Origin of the sequence: Streptomyces mexicanus, from assembly GCF_902506575.1 — a bacterium.
GTDB lineage: Bacteria > Actinomycetota > Actinomycetes > Streptomycetales > Streptomycetaceae > Streptomyces > Streptomyces mexicanus.
The window spans coordinates 5,479,521-5,499,590 of sequence record NZ_LR732544.1; the positions used below are offsets into that span (position 1 = coordinate 5,479,521).

A 20,070-nucleotide genomic window follows, 5' to 3' on the forward strand; every position below is an offset into this window, starting at 1 on the left:
TCCGTGTGGCGCCCGTCTCACGCCTCCCGCCGCCCGTCTCACAGCCCGCGCGGCCCGCCTCCCGGCCCGCTGCGTCCCCTGCGGTACGAACTGCGCCGCGCCTCCGGCATCGGCACGGGCTTCGTCACCTGCGCCGTCGTCCTGGTCGTCTCCGCTCTCACCTCCCTGATCATGGGAGGCGTCGGTCACACCCCGCAGCCCCGGCTGCTGGCCGCCTGGCCCCACCAGTTCCCGCTCCCGCCGGCGGCGCTCGGCGCCGGGCTGCTCGGCGCGCTCGCCTTCGGCGACGAGTTCCGTCACCCCGCGCTCGCGGCGGACCGCGGCACCGTGCCCCGCCGCCTGGGGCTGCTCACCGCGAAACTCCTCGTCGCCGCAGCCACCGCGCTGCTGCTCGCCTTCCTCACGGTCGGCTGCGACGCCGAAGTCCTCTACCTCGTCTACGGACGGGAGCTGACCCAGGTTCCCGGCGACTGGCTGTCGCTGGGCGCGAGTTGGATCGGCCTGGTGGTGGGCTGCGCCTGGGCCGGTGTGCTGTCCGCGGGGATCTTCAGGTCCACCACGGCCGGGCTCGCGACCGTGCTGGCGGTACCGGTGGTGGTCGCACCCGCGGTGCACACGGTGCTGGGCGGGTCCGCCCGGGACACCGAGGGCCTGCCCGCGCGGCTCCGCGAGACGTTCCTGCTGCAGTGGCCCTTCGGCGGGGACCGCTACCTGGCCGCCGCGGCCCGGCTGATCGCCCAACCCATGGGCGGCGCCCTGACGTTGTCGCTGGCCGGGCTGATGTGCGGGTACGCGGTCATGACCCTGCGGAGCCGGGTCCGGTGACCGGCGTTGGCCCGGTTTCGCTCGCGCGGTGCCCGCAATTCCCCGCGGAAAGCACATTTCTTTCCGATAAGGCGTCAATTGCGGTGAAGTGAGCGATCACCCTTTCGTGTGCTTTTCACCAAAGACCTCAAGGGAGTTGGAAACGGCGCCGACAAAGGATCCGTGAGTACCCTTGCGCACACCATGATGACCGCCGCCCGCTCCACCGACTCCGGCCTGGTCGGCCCGGGCGAACTCGCCCGCTCCCCGTACGCGGAGGCGCCCGCCCCCGACCGCGTCGCGAGCCCGTCCTGGGAGGGGGCGGACCCGGAGCTGGGCCGGGTGGGCCGGCGCGCCACGGGCAGCCGCGGCCGCGGACTGCACGGCCAACTCGTCCAGCAGCTGGGTCAGATGATCGTCTCCGGAGACCTGGGCGCCGACCGGCCGCTGGTGCCCGAGGAGATCGGCCAGCGTTTCGAGGTCTCCCGCACCGTCGTCCGCGAGTCGCTGCGCGTCCTGGAGGCCAAGGGCCTGGTCAGCGCCCGGCCGAACGTCGGCACGCGGGTGCGCCCGGTCAGCGACTGGAACCTGCTCGATCCGGACATCATCGAGTGGCGGGCCTTCGGGCCCCAGCGCGACGACCAGCGCCGTGAGCTGAGCGAGCTGCGCTGGACGATCGAACCTCTCGCCGCGCGGCTCGCCGCCGGGCACGGACGCGAGGACGTCCAGCAGCGTCTGGCCGACATGGTCGAGATCATGGGGCACGCCCTGGGGCAGGGCGACGCGCTGACCTTCTCCCGCGCCGACGCCGAGTTCCACACGCTGCTGATCCAGGTCGCGGGCAACCGGATGCTGGAGCACCTCTCCGGGATCGTCTCCGCCGCGCTCCAGGTCTCCGGCGGCCCCGTCACGGGGTGCGACCGGCCCAGCGAGGCGGCCCTGGCGCAGCACGCCCGCATCGTCGACGCGCTCGGGACCGGTGACGGAGCGGCCGCCGAGACCGCCATGCGCCAGCTGCTGACGGTGCACCCCGAGATCGAGCGGGTGGTTCCCGCGCCGCGCGAGCACTGAGCCGCGTACGCCGATCCGGGCACGGACGGAACGGCAGCGCCCCTGCCGTCCTCTCCGCGTCTGCCGTCCTCTGCATGCCTGCCGCCCGGCCGGTGAACGGGCTCGGCAGGACCCCGCCGGACCCGCCGCGCTCGGCGGGGTCCGCGCGGGACGCGCAGACGGTGCCCCGACCGGCACGGCGTACCGCCCCGCACGACGTCCCGTACGGGGTTCCGCACGGCGTTCCGACCGGCACTGCCGGGGACGACAAGCGGCCGTAATTGATCGCTTATGACCGTTTTTGGGCGCTTACAGGGTGTGACTCGGGCCACGCGGATTGGGCGTAACGCTCGCGGAGACAACGCGATGACCTAAGAGGTGACAGCCGCGGAGGGAATACGGACGCCGAACACGGCGCTGTGCATCTTCCCCGGCCCGCGCCCGCGCCGTCGGCCCATCCCCAGGCCGGTGGTCGGCTCCCGTCCACTGTGGACGGGGCCGGAAGCCGTTTTCCAACGTTCCGAGAGGTTGTTCGTGTCGGCCAGCACATCCCGTACGCTCCCGCCGGAGATCGCCGAGTCCGTCTCTGTCATGGCGCTCATTGAGCGGGGAAAGGCTGAGGGGCAGATCGCCGGCGACGATGTGCGTCGGGCCTTCGAAGCTGACCAGATTCCGGCCACTCAGTGGAAAAACGTACTGCGCAGCCTCAACCAGATCCTCGAGGAAGAGGGTGTGACGCTGATGGTCAGTGCCGCGGAGCCCAACAAGCGCACCCGAAAGAGCGTCGCAGCGAAGAGTCCGGCCAAGCGCACCGCCAAGACGGTCGCGGCGAAGACGGTGACCACCCGGAAGGCCACCGCCGCCGCCCCGGCGGCACCTGCCGTGGACGCGCCCGTCGAGGACGACGCCCCCGCGAAGAAGGCCGCCGCCAAGAAGACGACCGCCGTGAAGAAGACGGCGGCGAAGAAGGCGACGACGGCCGCGAAGAAGACGACGGCCAAGAAGACGGCCGCCAAGAAGGACGACGTCGAGCTTCTCGAGGACGAGGTGCTGGAGGACCCCAAGGGCGCCGAGGAGCCCGAGGGTACCGAGAACGCCGGTTTCGTGCTCTCCGACGAGGACGAGGACGACGCCCCCGCCCAGCAGGTCGCCGCGGCCGGCGCCACCGCCGACCCGGTCAAGGACTACCTCAAGCAGATCGGCAAGGTCCCCCTGCTCAACGCCGAGCAGGAGGTCGAGCTGGCCAAGCGCATCGAGGCGGGCCTGTTCGCCGAGGACAAGCTGGCCAACTCCGACAAGCTGGCGCCGAAGCTCAAGCGCGAGCTGGAGATCATCGCCGAGGACGGCCGCCGCGCCAAGAACCACCTGCTGGAGGCCAACCTCCGTCTGGTGGTCTCCCTGGCCAAGCGCTACACCGGCCGCGGCATGCTCTTCCTGGACCTCATCCAGGAGGGCAACCTCGGTCTGATCCGCGCGGTCGAGAAGTTCGACTACACCAAGGGCTACAAGTTCTCCACGTACGCCACCTGGTGGATCCGCCAGGCGATCACCCGAGCGATGGCCGACCAGGCCCGCACCATCCGTATCCCGGTGCACATGGTCGAGGTCATCAACAAGCTCGCGCGCGTGCAGCGCCAGATGCTCCAGGACCTGGGCCGCGAGCCCACCCCGGAGGAGCTGGCCAAGGAGCTGGACATGACCCCGGAGAAGGTCATCGAGGTCCAGAAGTACGGCCGCGAGCCCATCTCACTGCACACCCCGCTGGGCGAGGACGGCGACAGCGAGTTCGGTGACCTCATCGAGGACTCCGAGGCGGTCGTCCCGGCCGACGCCGTCAGCTTCACGCTCCTGCAGGAGCAGCTGCACTCCGTGCTCGACACCCTGTCCGAGCGTGAGGCCGGCGTCGTCTCCATGCGGTTCGGCCTGACCGACGGCCAGCCGAAGACCCTCGACGAGATCGGCAAGGTCTACGGCGTCACGCGCGAGCGGATCCGCCAGATCGAGTCGAAGACCATGTCGAAGCTGCGCCACCCGTCGCGTTCGCAGGTGCTGCGCGACTACCTCGACTAGTCACGGCCGTACGGCAACCGAAGGCCCGGACCCCGGAAAGGGGCCGGGCCTTCGTGCTGCGGGCTGCGCTCCGATGCGTGACTCTGGGTGTCCGATGATCATCCCAGAGTGAGGAGCGCACATGCGAGGCCGTATTGTCCGGGCCCTTGCCCGGCCCCTGGTCCTGGCGGCTGCGGCAGCCGCGATACCGCTGGTCACCACCGCTCCGGCCGTTGCCGACAGCGTGGTCGTGGGGGGCTTTCCCGTCGATGTCTCGCACAGTCCCTGGGCGGTGGCGCTCTCCAGCCGTGACCGGTTCGGAGGCAGCCGCTCGGGGCAGTTCTGCGGCGGCGTCGCCATCGCCCGCACCGCCGTGCTGACCGCGGCGCACTGTATGGGCAAAGAGGTCGTGGGTGCGCCACCGACGTCGGATCTGAAGGTCATCACCGGCCGCACGGACCTGCTCTCCGGGGAGGGCAAGGAGATCCACGTGCGTTCCGTCTGGGTGAACCCGGGCTACGACACCGCGACCAACGCGGGCGACTTCGCCGTGCTCACCCTGGCCGAGCCGGTGTCCAGGAACGCGGTGATCCCGATGGCCGGTCCCGGTGACCCCGCGTACAAGCCGGGCACACGGGCCGTGGTGTACGGCTGGGGGGACACCACCGGATCGGCCGCCTACGCCCGCACTCTGCACGCCGCGCGGATGCGCGTCCTGCCCGACGACCAGTGCGAGCGGGCCTACCCCGGCAGCGCGGAGGGCACGTACCGGCCCCGCACGATGCTGTGCGCGGGGGAGCCGGCAGGGGGCCGCGACGCCTGCCAGGGGGACAGCGGAGGCCCGCTGGTCGCCCAGGGGCGGCTGATCGGCCTGGTGTCGTGGGGGAGCGGCTGCGGGCAGCCGGGCAGGCCGGGCGTCTACACACGCGCGTCGTACGTCGTACGGACCCTCGATCGGACCGGTGATTCCCCGGTCACTCAGGGCTGAGGCCGACCGGCCCCGACGGCCGTCGGCGGGTACGGCGAAGGGCGGTCGCTCCCGGATGCGGGAACGACCGCCCTTTCGCCGGCCTGTGCCGGACCTGGCTCGTCGTGCGAGGTGTCAGCGCTCGTCTTCGGACGTGCTTGCCGGAACAGACGTCAGGCGCTCCGTCTCGTCCTGTATCTCAGCGGCGATCTTCTTGAGTTCCGGCTCGAACTTGCGACCGTGGTGGGCGCAGAAGAGCAGTTCTCCGCCGCTCAGCAGGACGACGCGCAGGTATGCCTGGGCGCCGCAGCGGTCGCAGCGATCAGCGGCCGTCAGCGGGCTCGCGGGGGTCAGAACAGTAGTCACGTCGCCTCTTCTCTAGCTCGACGAGCTGTCGTACCAGGGTCAACATCCAACCAGCCCCAAACGTTCCCGCTCGCGGCTTTTTCTCGAAAAATCTTTCCGAGACGGCTGTCCGTTGCCGGTTTGGCGGCGAATGTGCCGTATTGCGTGTCTATGTGTCGTACGGGTTCGCGCTGTCGGTCATGGTCGGTCCTCCCCGGCGGCGATGCCGGTTGTGCAAGAGGACGTGCCCGGAGCCTAAATGGTTCATGCCTCGAAGGGAACGTGATGTGTGCTTCACTCTGTCGAGGTATCGAACGCACTTGCGACTCTCTACTACTCTGGGTTCGTGCCGAGGGTGGCGTTACAAGGGCTCTACCAGGGCTCGGTACCCTCTGAGCGACAACCGAAGCTACGCCCCAACCTTCCGGGCCCCCTTTGAAATTCAGCGAGGAGCGAACCGCGTGACCGCCGACACGTCCGTGCCGTCCACAGCGCTGCTGGCAGGAGCAGACCGGGACGGCTCCAACTACACCGCGCGGCACCTGCTCGTCCTCGAGGGCCTCGAAGCCGTGCGCAAGCGCCCCGGCATGTACATCGGGTCCACCGACAGCCGGGGCCTGATGCACTGCCTGTGGGAGATCATCGACAACTCCGTGGACGAGGCCCTGGCGGGCGTGTGCGACCACATCGAGGTGGTCCTGCACGACGACGGTTCCGTCGAGGTACGGGACAACGGCCGTGGCATCCCGGTCGACGTCGAGCCCCGCACCGGCCTGTCCGGTGTCGAGGTCGTCATGACCAAGCTGCACGCGGGCGGCAAGTTCGGCGGCGGCTCCTACGCGGCCTCCGGCGGTCTGCACGGCGTCGGTGCCTCCGTCGTCAACGCCCTGTCCGCCCGGCTGGACGTGGAGGTGGACCGCGGCGGGCACACCCACGCCATCAGCTTCCGGCGCGGTGTGCCCGGAGCGTTCTCGGGCACCGGGCCGGAGGCCAAGTTCGAGGCCAAGAGCGGCCTGCGCAAGACCAAGAAGATCCCCAAGAACCGCACCGGCACGCGCGTGCGCTACTGGGCCGACCGGCAGATCTTCCTCAAGGACGCCAAGCTCTCCCTGGAGAACCTCCACCAGCGCGCCCGCCAGACCGCCTTCCTGGTGCCCGGCCTGACCATCGTCGTGCGCGACGAGTACGGCCTGGGCGAGGGCGGCAGCAAGGGCGAGGAGTCCTTCCGCTTCGACGGCGGGATCAGCGAGTTCTGCGAGTACCTGGCGAGCGACAAGCCGGTCTGCGACGTCCTGCGCTTCAGCGGGCAGGGCACCTTCAAGGAGACCGTGCCGGTCCTCGACGAGCACGGTCAGATGACACCCACCGAGGTCACCCGCGAACTCGGCGTGGATGTGGCACTGCGCTGGGGGACCGGCTACGACACGACGGTCCGCTCGTTCGTCAACATCATCGCCACCCCCAAGGGCGGCACCCACGTCGCCGGCTTCGAGCAGGCCGTCACCAAGACACTGAACGAGGTGCTGCGGGCCAAGAAGCTGCTGCGCGTCGCCGAGGACGACATCGTCAAGGACGACGCCCTGGAGGGCCTGACCGCCGTGGTCACGGTCCGGCTCGCCGAGCCGCAGTTCGAGGGCCAGACCAAGGAGGTCCTCGGCACCTCGGCGGCCCGCCGCATCGTGAACAACGTGGTCTCCAAGGAACTCAAGGCGTTCCTGACCTCCTCCAGGCGGGACGCCGCCCAGCAGGCCCGTGTGGTGCTGGAGAAGGCCGTCGCCGCGGCCCGCACGCGCATCGCCGCCCGCCAGCACAAGGACGCCCAGCGCCGCAAGACGGCCCTGGAGTCCTCCTCGCTGCCCGCCAAGCTCGCCGACTGCCGCAGCGACGACGTCGACCGCAGCGAACTGTTCATCGTGGAGGGTGACTCCGCGCTGGGTACGGCCAAGCTCGCCCGCAACTCCGAGTTCCAGGCGCTGCTGCCGATCCGCGGCAAGATCCTCAACGTCCAGAAGTCGTCCGTGTCGGACATGCTGAAGAACGCCGAGTGCGGCGCGATCATCCAGGTCATAGGGGCCGGCTCGGGCCGCACCTTCGACCTGGACGCCGCCCGCTACGGCAAGATCATCATGATGACGGACGCGGATGTGGACGGCTCCCACATCCGGACCCTGCTGCTGACGCTGTTCCACCGCTACATGCGGCCCATGGTCGAGGCCGGCCGGGTGTTCGCCGCGGTGCCGCCGCTGCACCGCATCGAACTGGTCCAGCCGAAGAAGGGCCAGGACAAGTACGTCTACACGTACTCGGACCGGGAACTGCGGGACAAACTGCTGGAGTTCCAGAGCAAGAACATCCGGTACAAGGACACGATCCAGCGGTACAAGGGCCTCGGTGAGATGGACGCCGACCAGCTGGCCGAGACCACCATGGATCCGCGCCGCCGCACCCTGCGCCGGATCAACCTCAACGACCTGGAGGCCGCCGAGGCCGTGTTCGACCTGCTGATGGGCAACGACGTGGCCCCGCGGAAGGAGTTCATCGCCAGCTCGGCGGCCACCCTGGACCGCTCGCGCATCGACGCCTAGGTGTCCTGTCCCGGAACGTTGGTGACACGCCTGCTGGGTGCTTGAACAGGTGAGGGCTTCTGGGTTCGGTGTGGATCTAGTACTTCAGCAGCGGTTCGTGTCCTGAGCCGGAACGCGGAACCGGAACGTGCTCTCCCACGTCTGACCAGGCATGGACAGTCGTCGGGCAACTGCCGTGGCCGGCGCCCTCCTGCGGCTCTGCTGGCCATCACGGCGTGCGGCGCGCCGCGGATGGGGAGCGAGGGGCGAAAGCCGAGGCAGACCGGGCCGGCCACCGACTGGTCCGCTCCGAAGGGGCCGGGCGGAACCGGTGGACTCCTGGTAGGGGCACGCTGGACGGCACAGTGGATCACCGTCGGCGGACGGACCACCACTGCCCCCGCGCATGCCGCCGCCTGGGTCGACTTCGGCTACGACGGCACCGTAACGGGCCGTTACGGCTGTACCTCGTTCCGGCGGACGGCCCACGTCACCGCCGGCACGCTCACCCTCGGTGCTCCGGCGACGCAGTCGGCGGGCCGGGGCCGGTGCGCGGCGAAGAACCGGGGCTTCGAGGAGGAGTTCCGCACGTTCTTCAACGGGCGGCTGAACATCACACGGCGGGTCGACGACGTCACGATCGATATGAAGAACGGGCGGGGCGACCAAGTGGCCCTGAAACTCCTATGGCCCCGAGGCCTGTTCGGCAGGCGCTGGCAGGTGGACCACCTGGCCGTGGCGGACACCAGTTACCCACTCGCGGCCGGAAAGGCGGTCTACTTCGTCTTCCACCGCGATGGAACGGTCACCGGCAACCTGGGCTGCAACGACTTCACCGGCAGCGCCACCTTCTCGGGCGACGTCTTCACGCTGTACCGGCTCACGCCGACGACGCACCGTACCTGCTCCCAAGACATCATGCGCGACGAGCAGATCATGTTGTCGCCCAGGAACGATCCACGGTCGACCCGCTTCTCAGCCCTGACCGACAGCTGGGAGAGCGACCACGACCCCACGCAGGGCCTGCCGGAGTTCGGGTACGGCTTCAAGGCACTCGACCACTGACGGCGACAGCCGGGACGAGCGTCCGCGACGTCGGCCGGCCATCGTCCTCCCGCCTTGAGAGGGCAGCCCGATGGCCGGCCCGCGCCGGGCGGGACCGGCCAGGCGCGCGCCCGTCGCGACCCCCCGGTCCGGCCCGGGGGCCGGATCCCAGGATCGGTATCCCAGAAGCCAGGACTCGGGACCCGGCCGCGGGCCGCTTCTCCACCCACGGGTGGAGAGACACGACGAGCGTGATCCACCCGTGATCCACCCTGGCTCCGATCAACCGGCCCGCGCTCTTCCGTAGCGTCGAAGGCGTCGGCGGCACTCGGCCGTCGGCGCTCCTTCCCGCTCACGGAGGCTTGTGATGTCCGGGCTCGTCAACGCGCTGGTGATCGTCGCCGTCGTCGTCGTGGTGATCGCGCGGCAGTTCCGCACCCGCCGGCTCGACGCCGACCGGCGCTGGTGGCTGGCGCCCGCGATCCTGGCGGTCGTCGCGCTCCGGCAGCCGGGCCTCGTGGACGCCCACCATCGCGGCGAGTCCCTCGCACTGCTCGCCGCCGAGCTGCTCATCGGCGTGGGCACCGGAGCCGGCTGGGCCTGGACCACCCGGATATGGGCGGAGCAGGACGGCACCGTGTGGACCAGGAGCAGCAAGGCCAGTGCGGCTGTCTGGGCCGGTGGGATAGCGCTGCGTGCCGGCCTCTTCGCGCTCGGTGCGCTGCTCGGGATACGGCAGGGCAGTTCCGCGCTGATGCTCGCCCTCGCCGGCACGCTGCTGGTCCGCTCCGCGGTCCTGGCCCTGCGCGCGCGGTCCCTCGCCGTCCCGGCGGGCGGCTGGACCACCGCGTACGGTGACGACCGGGCCCGACCCGCCTGGAAGGAGCGCGTGTGACCGACAACGCATGGACGCGCTGGCCCTCCCCGGAGGCGCTGGGCCGCGCGGGGCTCTCGCGGCCCCGGCGGCTCATCGGGTGGTCGGTGCGGGTGGTGGTGGGAGCCGCACTGCTGTGGGGCGCCCTCAGCAGCCGCCACGTCCACCTCTGGGGCGCCGTCGCGGCCGTGGCCGGCGTCCTCGTCGCGGCCGTCGTCGCCCGGGGCTTCTTCCGGACCACCCTCGCGCAGAGACTCTGGCCCTCCCTGGGGCTGCTGGCGGTGCTCATCGGCCTCGCGGTCGCCTTCCGCGCCGGGAACCTCACCGTGCCCGCCCTCGTCATCTGGTGCGCCTGCGCGGTCGCGGCCCTGGAACGGCTGCCCCTCGCCGCCGCCGCGCCCGTCTCGGCGCTCTCCCTCACCGCCTACGCACTGTTCGGCAACGGCAACTGGTTCACCACCGCGGCCACCACCATCGGCCTCGCCCTCGCCGGCTACGTCCTGCGGCTGGACGCGGAGGCCCGGGGCGGCGCCCTGCGCCTGCTCGCCCAGGAACGGGCCGCGCGCGTGGCCGAGGCGGAGTCGGCTGCCCTGGCCGAGCGGGCCAGGATCGCTCGGGAGATCCACGACGTGCTGGCGCACAGCCTCTCGGCGCAACTCGTGCACCTGGAGGCGGCGCGGCTGCTCATCGAGCGGGGCGCGGACCGCGACCAGATCCTCGAACGGGTCGTCGCGGCCCGGGGCATGGCCCGCGACGGCCTCGCCGAGACCCGCCAGGCCCTGTCCGCACTGCGCGGCGAGCTGACCCCGCTGGAGGACTTCCTCAGCGAGCTCGTACGGGAGAACGCGACCGCCGAGGTCACCGTCTCGGGTGACCGGCGGCCGCTGCCCGCCGAGGCCTCGCAGGCCGTGCGCAGAGTCGCCCAGGAGGCGCTGACCAACATCCGCAAGCACGCATCGGGGGCCAAGGTCCACATCCGCCTGGACTACGGGGAGCACGAGGTGAGGCTCTGCGTGCGGGACTCCGGCGGCACGCCCGGCGAACTGGCGGGCTCCGGCGGCGGGTACGGTCTGCTGGGCATGCGGGAGCGTGCCGAGCTGCTGGGCGGTTCCCTCGAGGCAGGACCGCACGAGGAGGGGTTCGCGGTGACGTTGAAGGTGCCGGTATGAGCGAGGAGGCCGCCGAGAAGCCCGCGCGGGTGGTGGTGGCGGACGACCAGACCGTCGTCCGGGAGGGCATCGTGATGCTGCTGGGCCTGCTGCCCGGCGTCGAGGTCGTCGGATCGGCGGGGGACGGGGACGAGGCGGTGCGGCTCGTCGCGGAACTCGCTCCGGACGTGGTCCTGATGGATCTGCGCATGCCGCGCTGCGACGGGGTGGAGGCCACCCGCAGGATCCGGGCCGAGCATCCCGGGACCCAGGTGGTCGTCCTCACCACGTACGCCGACGACGAGTCGCTGTTCCCGGCGCTCAGAGCGGGCGCGCGCGGCTACCTGACCAAGGACGCCGGCGGCGACGAGATCGTCCGGGCGGTGCGGAGCGTGCTGTCCGGGGACGCAAGTTTCGCGCCCGGCATCCAGCGGCGGCTGCTGGAGCGGCTGTCCGGGCCCGAGCCGCACCCGGCCCCCGCCGCCGAGGCGCCCGACGGACTGACCGCGCGGGAGTGCGAGGTGCTGTCGCTGATCGCGGAGGGCCTGAGCAACCAGGAGATCGCCCGCCGGCTGCACGTCTCCACGGCCACGGTGAAGACCCACATCAACAACCTCTTCGCCAAGGCGGGGCTGAAGGACCGGGCGCAGGCGGTGCGTTACGCCTACGCGAAGGGGGTGGCACGGCCGCCCGAGAGGTGAATCACCTGATGGGGTGAACAGCGCGGAGAAGAGAAGTCGGGGATCTTCCCGTTCTGCCCATCCTGGGGCATGCAGTCAAGCAACAGCCGGCCCCACGGGGACGGAGGCGGTCCCGAGCGGACGCCCGGGCACGAGGGGACGTACGACGGCCTGCAGCGGTCCGCCGAGGACATGAGGTCCCGCGACCCCTGGTACGACGCGCTGGCCTCCGGGTGGGGCGAGGGGGACGGCACGGGTGCCGCCGTGTCCGTGCCGGCGGCCCGCCGGGAGGGCCACACCGGCGGGGGCGCGCAGGCCACGGCCCAGGTCTACCTGGAGGTGCAGCGCAGCGCGGCGTTCCAGGAGGTGCGCGGCCGGTACCGCAGGTTCGTGGTGCCCGGGGTGGCGGCCTTCTTCCTCTGGTACGTGGCGTACGTCGTGGCCGCCACCGCGGCACCCGGGTGGATGGCGCGCCCGGTGGCGGGCGCGGTGAACGTGGCGATGCTCGCCGGGCTCGGGCAGTTCCTCACCACCTTCCTCCTCGCCTGGGCCTACGCGCGCCACGCGCGGCTGCGCCGCGACCGGGCCGCGCTGGAACTGCGCTGGGACACCCAGGAGCTGACGCGGGGCGTCCGGGGCGGTGCGTCGTGACCGGCGACCATCAGACCCTGGCGCTGCTGCTGTTCAGCGCGTTCGTCGCGGTCACCTTGGCGATCACCACCTGGGTGAGCCGCAACCGGCACGGCTCGGCGGAGGAGTTCTACGCGGGCGGGCGGCTGTTCTCCCCGATGGAGAACGGTTTTGCCATCGCGGGCGACTACGCGTCCGCCGCCTCCTTCCTGGGCGTGCCCGGGCTGATCGCGCTGTTCGGCTACGACGGCGTGCTGTATGTGGTGGGCTTCCTCGTGGGCTGGCTGGTGGTGCTGTTCCTGGTCGCCGAACTGGTGCGCAACTGCGGGCGGTTCACCCTCGCCGACGTGGTCGCGGCACGCATGAGCGAGCGGCCGGTGCGGATCGCCGCGGGCACCTCCTCCGTGACCGTGTCCGTCCTGTACCTGGTGGCGCAGATGGTGGGCGCGGGCAGCCTGGTCGCCCTGCTGCTGGGGCGGACCGGCGCGGCGGCGCAGGTGTGGACCGTGATCGGCGTCGGCGCGCTGATGGTGGTCTATGTGTCGCTGGGCGGGATGCGGGCCACCACCTGGATCCAGATCGTCAAGGCGGTCGTGCTGCTGGGCGGCACCGTCGCCCTGACCGTCCTCGTCCTGGCCCGCTTCCACGGCGACCTGGACCGGCTGCTCCTGACCGCCGCCTCGCGCAGCGGCCACGGCGACGCCTTCCTGGCGCCCGGCCTGAAGTACGGCGGGGACTGGACCGCACGCCTGGACTTCATCAGCCTCGGACTGGCGCTGGTCCTCGGCACCGGCGGCCTGCCGCACATCCTGTCCCGCTTCTACACCGTGCCGACCGCGCGGGCGGCCCGCCGGTCGGCCCTGTGGTCCATCGGGCTCATCGGTGCCTTCTACCTGATGACGATCGTCCTCGGCTTCGGCGCCGCCGCGCTCATCGGTCCGGAGGCCGTACGACGGTCGAACGCGGCCGGGAACACGGCGGTGCCGCTGCTGGCCCTCGACCTGGGCGGCGGCGCGGACTCCACCGGGGGAACGATTCTGTTCGCGGTGGTCGCCGCCGTCGCCTTCGCCACCATCCTCGCGGTGGTCGCCGGGATCACGCTGGCCTCCTCGGCGTCGGTGGCCCACGACCTGTACGCGTCGCTACGGCGCCGCGGCCGTCGCCGGCACAGCGAGGTGGCCGTGGCGCGGATCGCGGCCGTCGGCATCGGCGTGATCGCCATCGCCCTGGGCCTGCTCGCCCGCGACCTCAACGTCGCCTTCCTGGTGGGACTCGCCTTCGCCGTCGCCGCGTCCGCGAACCTGCCGGTGCTCCTGTACTCCCTGTTCTGGCGCTCCTTCACCACCCGCGGCGCGGTCTGGGCCGTCTACGGCGGGCTGATCCCCGCCCTCGGGCTCGTCGTGCTCTCCCCGGTGGTCTCCGGCAGCCCGGACTCGCTGTTCCCCGGCGTCGACTTCCAGTACTTCCCGCTGCAGAACCCGGGCCTGGTCTCCGTCCCGCTGGGCTTCCTCGCCGGCTGGCTCGGCACCGTCACCTCCGCCGAACCGCCGGACGAGGCCAAGCACGCGGAGACGGAGGTGCGGTCGCTGACCGGGGCGGGCGCCGTGTAGCCCGTGTCCCTCCGCCGCCGGGGTACGGCCGCGCGCCGCGCCGCGGCGGCTACGGCGTCACCCACGCGTAGCGGTGCTCCGGGCGCCCCGTGTCGCCGTACTTCAGGGACAGCCGTAGGCGGCCGGCCTGTTCCAGGTGGCGCAGGTAGCGCTGGGCGGTGGAACGGCTCAGGCCGGTCCGGGCGGCCACCTCGTGCGCCGACAGCGGCCGGCCCGCGCGGTGCAGGACACCGCAGATCAGGTCCGTCGTCGGCTCCGAGTGGCCGCTGGGCAGGCCGGGGGAGGACGGCGCGGGCAGGGTGCGCAGCGCGCCGAAGATCCGGTCCACCTGCTCCTGCCCGGCCACGCCCCGGCCGCCGACCCGGTCCACCGTGCGGCGCAGGGCGGCGTAGGACTCCAGGCGGGTGCGCAGCGCGGCGAAGGTGAACGGCTTGACGAGATAGTGCAGCGCCCCGAGGCGCATCGCCTGCTGGACGGTCGTCACGTCACCGGCCGCCGTGATCATGATGACGTCGGTGCCCAGGCCCTGGTGACGCATGCCGTGCACGAGGTCCAGGCCCGTGCGGTCGGGCAGGTAGTGGTCGAGCAGGACCAGATCGATGCCGCCGCGCTGCACCGCCGTCAGGGCCTGTGCGGCGCTGTGCGCACGGGCGGCCACCCGGAAGCCGGGAACCTTTCCGACGTACTTCGCGTTGATCTCGGCGACACGGAAGTCGTCGTCGACCACCAGGACGTCAATCATCGGGCCTCTTTCCCTCAAGGCCTGGCGAACGTCAAGCCCGTGTTTCGGCTCCGTTGTTGTAGCGCGAGCAAAACGAGCACAACAGGTGCTTGCGAGCAAAAGAACGGCTTGCGCCCACAAGACTGCTGCCGTGGCCGGGCCGCCTCTACCGTCCCGGCCCATGAGCGCAGACACCAGCCCCGCCATCGAGCTGCGGGGTGCGAGCAAGACGTTCAGGACCCCGTCCGGGGGCCTGCACACCGCGGTGCGGGACCTCGACCTCACCGTGGGCCGCGGCGAGTTCGTGGCCGTGGTCGGCCCCACCGGATGCGGCAAGTCGACCACGCTGACCCTGGTCAGCGGCCTGGAGGAGCCCACCGAGGGGGACGTGCTGGTGGCCGGGGAACCGGTCCGCGGCGTCGGCGGCAAGGTCGGCTTCGTCTTCCAGCAGGACGCCACCTTCCCCTGGCGCACGGTCCTGTCCAACGTGATGGCCGGTCCCCGTTTCCGCGGCGTACCGAAGGCGGAGGCGAAGGAGAAGGCACGCGCCTGGCTGGCCCGCGTCGGGCTCGCCGCCTTCGAGGACCGCTACCCCCACCAGCTTTCCGGCGGCCAGCGCAAGCGCGTCGCCCTCGCCGCGACCTTCGTCAACGACCCCGAGATCCTGCTGATGGACGAGCCGTTCTCGGCGCTCGACGTGCAGACCCGGGCGCTGATGTCGGACGAGTTGCTGGAGCTGTGGGAGGGCACGGGCGCCTCGGTCGTGTTCGTCACCCACGACCTGGAGGAGGCCATCGCGCTCGCCGACAAGGTCGTCGTGATGACGGCCGGGCCCGCGACCGTCAAGCAGGTCTTCGACATCCACCTGCCCCGGCCGCGCAAGGTCGAGCAGGTCCGCCTGCGGACGGAGTTCATCGACATCTACCGCGAGATCTGGCAGTCCCTGGGCGAAGAGGTCCGCATCACCCGCGAAAGAGGTGCCGCCCATGTCGCCTGAGGTGCTCAGCACACCGGTCGCCGAGACCGCCAAGACCGGCGAGCGGTCCCGCTCCCGGGCCCGCGCGGCACGCCGCCGCAAGGCGGTCGTCACCTCCGCGCGCGTTCTGGTCCTGGTCGCTGTGCTCGGCCTGTGGGAGGCACTGTCCCGGGCCAAGCTCATCGACCCGTTCAACTTCTCCATGCCGTCGCAGATCTGGGACCAGATCTGGACCTGGATCACGCACGGCACCGCGCTCGGCTCGCTGGGCGAGCAGATCTGGTACACCCTCTACGAGGCGCTGCTCGGCTGGGTGTTCGGCGTGGTGGCCGGTGTGGTCCTCGGCATCGCGCTCGGACGCATCGCGTTCCTGGCGGACGTCCTCGGCCCCTACATCAAGGTGCTCAACTCCATCCCGAGGATCGTGCTCGCCCCGATCTTCGTGATCTGGTTCGGCCTCGGACCGGCCTCCAAGGTCGCCTCCGCCGTGGTCCTGGTCTTCTTCCCCGTGTTCTTCAACGCCTTCCAGGGCGCCCGGGAGGTCGACCGCAACCTGGTCGCCAACGCCCGCATCCTCGGCGCGAGCGACCGCCGGGTGACCCTCCAGGTGGTCATCCCCTCCGCGACGTCATGGATCTTCACCAGCCTGCACGTCAGCTTCGGCTTCGCCCTCATCGGCGCCATCGTCGGCGAGTACATCGGCGCGACGAGGGGCATCGGCCTGCTCGTCGCCCAGTCCCAGGGCACCTTCAACGCCGCCGGTGTGTACGCCGCGATGGTCATCCTCGCCGCGGTCGCGCTCGTCGCCGAGGGACTGCTCACCTTCGCCGAGCGCCGCATCTTCCGCTGGAAGCCCGCGGACTCCGGGCACTGACGCCTGCGGCCCTCCCACGAGACCGGTCTCGAAGACGACGCTCGGCCGGCCCCTCCCAGCCCCACAGCCACACCCTTCCCGCACCGCCCTCTCACAAGGACGTGAACCGCCATGCGCACCCCCGCCAGATACGCGGCACCGGCTGCCGCCGCCCTGCTCGCCCTGTCCTGCCTGACCGCCTGCGCCAACGACGCGGCCAGTTCGACCTCCGCCGCCGGCGGTGGGGGCGGCAAGGGCGAGCACGTGAAGATCATGGTGGGCGGCCTGGACAAGGTCATCTACCTGCCCGCGATGCTCACCCAGCGCCTCGGCTACTTCACCGCCGAGGGCCTGAACGTGGAACTGCTGAGCGAACCCGCCGGGGTGCAGGCCGAGACCGCGCTCGTCTCCGGCCAGGTCCAAGGCGCCGTCGGCTTCTACGACCACACCCTCGACCTACAGGTCAAGGGCAAGAAGGTCGAGTCCGTGGTCCAGTTCTCGCACGCGCCCGGCGAGGTGGAGGTCGTCTCGAACAAGGCCGCCGGCTCGATCACGTCACCGAAGGACTTCAAGGGCAAGAAGCTCGGAGTGACCGGCCTCGGCTCCTCGACCGATTTCCTGACCAAGTACCTCGCGGTGAAGAACGGCGTGAACGTCAGCGAGTTCACCCCGGTCGCCGTCGGCGCCGGACCGACCTTCATCTCCGCCCTCCAGAAGGGCTCCATCGACGCCGGCATGACCACCGACCCGACGGTGGCCACGCTCCTGGACAAGAAGGCCGGCAAGATCCTCCTCGACATGCGCACGCCCGAGGGTTCGCAGGCCGCGCTCGGCGGCCCGTACCCGTCGTCCAGCCTGTACATGCAGACGGACTGGGTCAACGGTCACAAGGACACCGTCCAGAAGCTGGTCAATGCGTTCGTCAAGACGCTCAAGTGGATGTCCACCCACAGCGCGTCCGAGATCGCCGCCAAGATGCCCGCCGACTACTCCCAGGGCAACAAGACGCTCTACGCCGAGGCCATCAAGAGCACGCTGCCGATGTTCACCAAGGACGGCGTCATGCCGGCGAACGGCCCCGAGACCGTCGAGAAGGTGCTCAAGGCGTTCAACCCGAACATCAAGAACGCCAAGGTCGACCTCGGCAAGACGTACACGACCGAGTTCGTCGAGAAGGCCACCGGCTGAGCACCGGCACGGACCGTCGGCCGAGCGTCGGCACGGACTGCCGGCCGAGCGTCGGCAGGGACCGCCGAGTGCCGGCCGGGGTCGCCGGCCGGGCGTCGAGAAGACCCCGGCCGGCATCCGTATGCCAAGGGGGACGCGGTCTCTGCCCCCGCCCCACGAGCCGTGTCCTCAGGCGCGGGTCGCCCACACGTAACGGTGTTCCGGGCGGCCCGCGTCACCGTACTTCAGGGTGAGCCGGGTCCGTCCCGTGCGCTCCAGCAGCTTCAGATAGCGCTGGGCGGTCTGCCGGCTCACCCCGGTCCGGTCGGCGATCTCCTGGGCGGACAGCGGCCCTTCGGCCTGCAGCAGGCACTGACGGACCAGTTCCGCGGTGGTGGGGGAGTGCCCCTTGGGCAGCCCCGGGTCCGCCGGAGCGGACAGCGCTCCGAAGATGCGGTCCACCTCGGCCTGTTCGGCCTCTCCGCCGCCGTCCAGGGTGCGGCGCAGCTCGGCGTACGCCTCCAGCTTGACCCGCAGGCCCGCGAACGCGAACGGCTTGACCAGGTACTGCAACGCCCCGTGCCGCATCGCCGCCTGCACCGTTGCCACGTCCCGGGCCGCGGTCACCATGATCACGTCCGTCTGGTGGCCGCGGCGGCGCATCTCCCGCACGACCGCCAGCCCCGTCTCGTCGGGCAGGTAGTGATCCATCAGGACCAGGTCCAGGCGGGGCAGCGCCTCGATGCTGCGCAGCGCCTCGGCCGCGCTGTGCGCCTCTCCCGCGACCCGGAACCCCGGCATCTTCTCGACGTAGGCGGCGTTGACGCGCGCGACGCGGGTGTCGTCGTCCACGACCAGGACCTCGATCATCGCGCTTCCTCCTCGGCGCTGACGGCGGTCTCGGCGCCCAGGGCGAGCGCGCGTGCCGGCTCGGCGGGCGCGGATACGGGCTCGGCGGGCGCCAGGTCGTGCCCCGCGAGCGCCTCGGGCAGGATCACCGTGAACTGGGCGCCGCCTCCGGGCGCCTCGGCCACCGTCACGCTCCCTCCCTGCCGCTCGGCGAACCTGCGGACGAGGGGCAGGCCGATGCCGCGCTTGCCGTGCGGCGGCGGCTGCTTGGTGGACCACCCCTCCGTGAAGATCAGATCGCGCTGGTCCGCCGGGACCCCGGGCCCGGTGTCGCGCACCTGGAGGACGGCGGTGCGGCCCTCGGCCCGCAGTTCGACCTCCACGCGCGCGTGCGGCGTGGCGGCCACGGCGTCGAGGGCGTTGTCGACCAGGTTGCCGACGACCGTGACCAGCCCGCGCGGATCGACCAGCCGGTCCGGCAGCCGGGTGGTGTCCGAGATCCACAGCGCCACGCCGCGCTCGGCCGCGACGGTCGCCTTGCCGACCAGCAGCGCGGCGATCAGCGGGTCCTGGATCTTCTCCGTGACCTGTTCCGCGGTGGCCCGGTGGTCGCCGACCACCTCCCCGACGAACTCCACGGCGTCGTCGTACATCTCCAGCTCCAGCAGCCCGAGCAGGGTGTGCATGCGGTTGGCGTGCTCGTGGTCCTGGGCGCGCAGCGCGTCGATCAGGCCGCGGGTGGAGTCCAGTTCCCGCCCGAGCTGTTCCAGCTCGGTACGGTCGCGCAGGGTGGCCACGGCACCGCCGTCACCGGTGGGCATCCGGTTGGCGACCAGCACCCGCTGCCCGCGCACGGTCAGCAGGTCGGTGCCCGTCACCCGGCCGGCCAGGACGTCGGTCGTACGGCCCGCGCCCAGCGCCTCGTCGAGCGAGCGGCCGAGTGCCTCGTCGCCGATGCCGAGCAGGCGGCGCGCCTCGTCGTTGAGCAGCCGCACCCGGCCGGCGCGGTCGAGGGCCACGACCCCTTCCCGGATGCCGTGCAGCATCGCCTCGCGCTCGGCGAGCAGCGCCGCGATGTCGGAGAAGGCCAGGTCCCTGGTCTGCCGCTGGACCCGCCGGGAGATCAGCCAGGCCGCCAGGGCGCCGACGGCCAGCGCGCCGCCCGCGTAGGCGAACAGGCCCGGGATGGCGTCGATCAGCTTGGCGCGGACGCTGTCGTAGGCGATGCCCACCGAGACCGCTCCGATGATGCGGTGGTCGGCGTCGTACAGCGGCACCTTGCCGCGGGCCGAACGGCCCAGGGTGCCGGTGTCGATCTGCATGACCTTTCGGCCGGCCAGGGCAGCGCCCGGGTCCGTGGAGACGTGCTCGCCGACCTGGCGGGGGTTGCTGTGCGACCAGCGCGTGCCGTGCCGGTCCAGCACGACGACGTACTCGGCGCCGGTCGCCCTGCGGATCCGCTCCGCCTCCTGCTGCACCGGCCCGTCGGCGGTCGGGGCCGTGGTCTGCAGGTCCCTGGCCACCTGCGGGTTCTCGGCGGTGGTCTCGGCGATGGCGAGCGCCCGGCGCATCGCCTGGTCGTCGAGCTGGTGGCTGAGCGGCGCGAGGAACAGTCCGGTCGCCAGCACGGCGACCCCCGCGGCGATCGCCAGCTGCATCAGCAGCACCTGCGAGAACACGCGTCGGGGCAGGCCCAGGCGCCGGCGGCGTGCGGGACGGGTGGGGGTCATGCCCACGAC

The 20,070-nt window shown here is 71.4% G+C and carries 17 protein-coding genes and 1 pseudogene; 14 read left to right on the forward strand and 4 right to left on the reverse strand.

Annotated elements, in window-relative coordinates:
• The 4 genes and pseudogenes from GV126_RS24600 to GV126_RS24615 form a co-directional block, all read left to right on the forward strand.
• Positions 1 to 825: pseudogene (locus GV126_RS24600) on the forward strand (ABC transporter); the annotation flags it as partial.
• A 162-nt stretch (positions 826 to 987) separates the two neighbouring features.
• Positions 988 to 1,875 (forward strand): FadR/GntR family transcriptional regulator, encoded by an 888-nt coding sequence (locus GV126_RS24605; protein ID WP_159670668.1) that lies wholly within the window; start codon positions 988 to 990, stop codon positions 1,873 to 1,875.
• A gap of 513 nt (positions 1,876 to 2,388) precedes the next feature.
• Positions 2,389 to 3,924, forward strand: a complete 1,536-nt coding sequence (locus GV126_RS24610) for an RNA polymerase sigma factor (protein ID WP_159670671.1) — start codon at positions 2,389 to 2,391, stop codon at positions 3,922 to 3,924.
• A 121-nt stretch (positions 3,925 to 4,045) separates the two neighbouring features.
• The gene (locus tag GV126_RS24615; RefSeq protein WP_159670674.1) at positions 4,046 to 4,891 is read left to right on the forward strand and encodes a S1 family peptidase; all 846 of its coding nucleotides are present in this window, start codon (positions 4,046 to 4,048) and stop codon (positions 4,889 to 4,891) included.
• Positions 4,892 to 5,005: 114 nt separating this feature from the next.
• On the opposite strand, the gene GV126_RS24620 is transcribed toward GV126_RS24615, so the two are convergent.
• Positions 5,006 to 5,236: a DUF7455 domain-containing protein gene (locus GV126_RS24620; protein ID WP_159670677.1), complete on the reverse strand. Its 231-nt coding sequence runs from the start codon at positions 5,234 to 5,236 to the stop codon at positions 5,006 to 5,008.
• Positions 5,237 to 5,676: 440 nt separating this feature from the next.
• On the opposite strand from GV126_RS24620, the gene GV126_RS24625 reads away from it, so the two are divergent.
• The 7 genes from GV126_RS24625 to GV126_RS24655 all read left to right on the forward strand — a co-directional run bounded on the left by GV126_RS24625 (position 5,677) and on the right by GV126_RS24655 (position 13,765).
• A complete protein-coding gene (locus GV126_RS24625; RefSeq protein ID WP_159670680.1) occupies positions 5,677 to 7,800 on the forward strand; it encodes a DNA gyrase/topoisomerase IV subunit B in 2,124 nt (707 codons plus the stop codon).
• 231 nt (positions 7,801 to 8,031) lie between these two features.
• Positions 8,032 to 8,844 (forward strand): META domain-containing protein, encoded by an 813-nt coding sequence (locus GV126_RS24630; RefSeq protein WP_159670683.1) that lies wholly within the window; start codon positions 8,032 to 8,034, stop codon positions 8,842 to 8,844.
• A gap of 346 nt (positions 8,845 to 9,190) precedes the next feature.
• Complete coding sequence (locus GV126_RS24635) at positions 9,191 to 9,718, forward strand: DUF1453 family protein (protein ID WP_159670686.1); 528 nt, start codon at positions 9,191 to 9,193, stop codon at positions 9,716 to 9,718.
• Complete coding sequence (locus GV126_RS24640) at positions 9,715 to 10,866, forward strand: sensor histidine kinase (RefSeq protein ID WP_159670689.1); 1,152 nt, start codon at positions 9,715 to 9,717, stop codon at positions 10,864 to 10,866. Before GV126_RS24635 ends, GV126_RS24640 begins: the two co-directional genes overlap by 4 nt.
• Positions 10,863 to 11,546: a response regulator transcription factor gene (locus GV126_RS24645; protein ID WP_159670692.1), complete on the forward strand. Its 684-nt coding sequence runs from the start codon at positions 10,863 to 10,865 to the stop codon at positions 11,544 to 11,546. Before GV126_RS24640 ends, GV126_RS24645 begins: the two co-directional genes overlap by 4 nt.
• 69 nt (positions 11,547 to 11,615) lie before the next feature.
• On the forward strand, positions 11,616 to 12,176 hold the full coding sequence (locus GV126_RS24650; RefSeq protein WP_159670695.1) for a DUF485 domain-containing protein: 561 nt from the start codon (positions 11,616 to 11,618) through the stop codon (positions 12,174 to 12,176).
• Positions 12,173 to 13,765 carry a monocarboxylic acid transporter gene (locus GV126_RS24655; RefSeq protein WP_159670698.1) on the forward strand — a complete coding sequence of 531 codons (1,593 nt, stop codon included), beginning with the start codon at positions 12,173 to 12,175 and terminating at the stop codon, positions 13,763 to 13,765. The genes GV126_RS24650 and GV126_RS24655 overlap by 4 nt, the downstream gene beginning before the upstream one ends.
• A 49-nt stretch (positions 13,766 to 13,814) precedes the next feature.
• On the opposite strand, the gene GV126_RS24660 is transcribed toward GV126_RS24655, so the two are convergent.
• Positions 13,815 to 14,507 carry a response regulator gene (locus GV126_RS24660; RefSeq protein ID WP_159670701.1) on the reverse strand — a complete coding sequence of 231 codons (693 nt, stop codon included), beginning with the start codon at positions 14,505 to 14,507 and terminating at the stop codon, positions 13,815 to 13,817.
• 160 nt (positions 14,508 to 14,667) lie between these two features.
• On the opposite strand from GV126_RS24660, the gene GV126_RS24665 reads away from it, so the two are divergent.
• From GV126_RS24665 to GV126_RS24675, 3 genes are all read left to right on the forward strand, one after another.
• The gene (locus GV126_RS24665) at positions 14,668 to 15,483 is read left to right on the forward strand and encodes an ABC transporter ATP-binding protein (protein ID WP_159670704.1); all 816 of its coding nucleotides are present in this window, start codon (positions 14,668 to 14,670) and stop codon (positions 15,481 to 15,483) included.
• Positions 15,473 to 16,336: an ABC transporter permease gene (locus tag GV126_RS24670; RefSeq protein ID WP_159670707.1), complete on the forward strand. Its 864-nt coding sequence runs from the start codon at positions 15,473 to 15,475 to the stop codon at positions 16,334 to 16,336. The genes GV126_RS24665 and GV126_RS24670 overlap by 11 nt, the downstream gene beginning before the upstream one ends.
• Positions 16,337 to 16,447: 111 nt before the next feature.
• A complete protein-coding gene (locus tag GV126_RS24675; protein ID WP_159670710.1) occupies positions 16,448 to 17,503 on the forward strand; it encodes an ABC transporter substrate-binding protein in 1,056 nt (351 codons plus the stop codon).
• Between the two features lie 168 nt (positions 17,504 to 17,671).
• Here GV126_RS24675 and GV126_RS24680 read toward each other — a convergent pair whose 3' ends face one another.
• Together GV126_RS24680 and GV126_RS24685 are read right to left on the reverse strand one after the other, a co-directional pair.
• A complete protein-coding gene (locus GV126_RS24680; protein WP_159670713.1) occupies positions 17,672 to 18,352 on the reverse strand; it encodes a response regulator in 681 nt (226 codons plus the stop codon).
• Complete coding sequence (locus GV126_RS24685) at positions 18,349 to 20,061, reverse strand: ATP-binding protein (RefSeq protein WP_159670716.1); 1,713 nt, start codon at positions 20,059 to 20,061, stop codon at positions 18,349 to 18,351. The genes GV126_RS24680 and GV126_RS24685 overlap by 4 nt, the downstream gene beginning before the upstream one ends.
• Positions 20,062 to 20,070 lie beyond the last annotated feature (9 nt).

What these genes read in the sequence shown, in the direction of transcription:
- GV126_RS24615 (WP_159670674.1), top strand. Translation starts at nt 4,046, where the DNA reads ATGCGAGGCCGTATTGTCCGGGCCCTTGCCCGGCCCCTGGTCCTGGCG.
- GV126_RS24630 (WP_159670683.1), top strand. Translation starts at nt 8,032, where the DNA reads ATGGGGAGCGAGGGGCGAAAGCCGAGGCAGACCGGGCCGGCCACCGAC.
- GV126_RS24635 (WP_159670686.1), top strand. Translation starts at nt 9,191, where the DNA reads ATGTCCGGGCTCGTCAACGCGCTGGTGATCGTCGCCGTCGTCGTCGTG.
- GV126_RS24645 (WP_159670692.1), top strand. Translation starts at nt 10,863, where the DNA reads ATGAGCGAGGAGGCCGCCGAGAAGCCCGCGCGGGTGGTGGTGGCGGAC.
- GV126_RS24650 (WP_159670695.1), top strand. Translation starts at nt 11,616, where the DNA reads ATGCAGTCAAGCAACAGCCGGCCCCACGGGGACGGAGGCGGTCCCGAG.
- GV126_RS24660 (WP_159670701.1), bottom strand. Translation starts at nt 14,507, where the DNA reads ATGATTGACGTCCTGGTGGTCGACGACGACTTCCGTGTCGCCGAGATC.
- GV126_RS24665 (WP_159670704.1), top strand. Translation starts at nt 14,668, where the DNA reads ATGAGCGCAGACACCAGCCCCGCCATCGAGCTGCGGGGTGCGAGCAAG.
- GV126_RS24670 (WP_159670707.1), top strand. Translation starts at nt 15,473, where the DNA reads ATGTCGCCTGAGGTGCTCAGCACACCGGTCGCCGAGACCGCCAAGACC.
- GV126_RS24675 (WP_159670710.1), top strand. Translation starts at nt 16,448, where the DNA reads ATGCGCACCCCCGCCAGATACGCGGCACCGGCTGCCGCCGCCCTGCTC.
- GV126_RS24680 (WP_159670713.1), bottom strand. Translation starts at nt 18,352, where the DNA reads ATGATCGAGGTCCTGGTCGTGGACGACGACACCCGCGTCGCGCGCGTC.
- GV126_RS24685 (WP_159670716.1), bottom strand. Translation starts at nt 20,061, where the DNA reads ATGACCCCCACCCGTCCCGCACGCCGCCGGCGCCTGGGCCTGCCCCGA.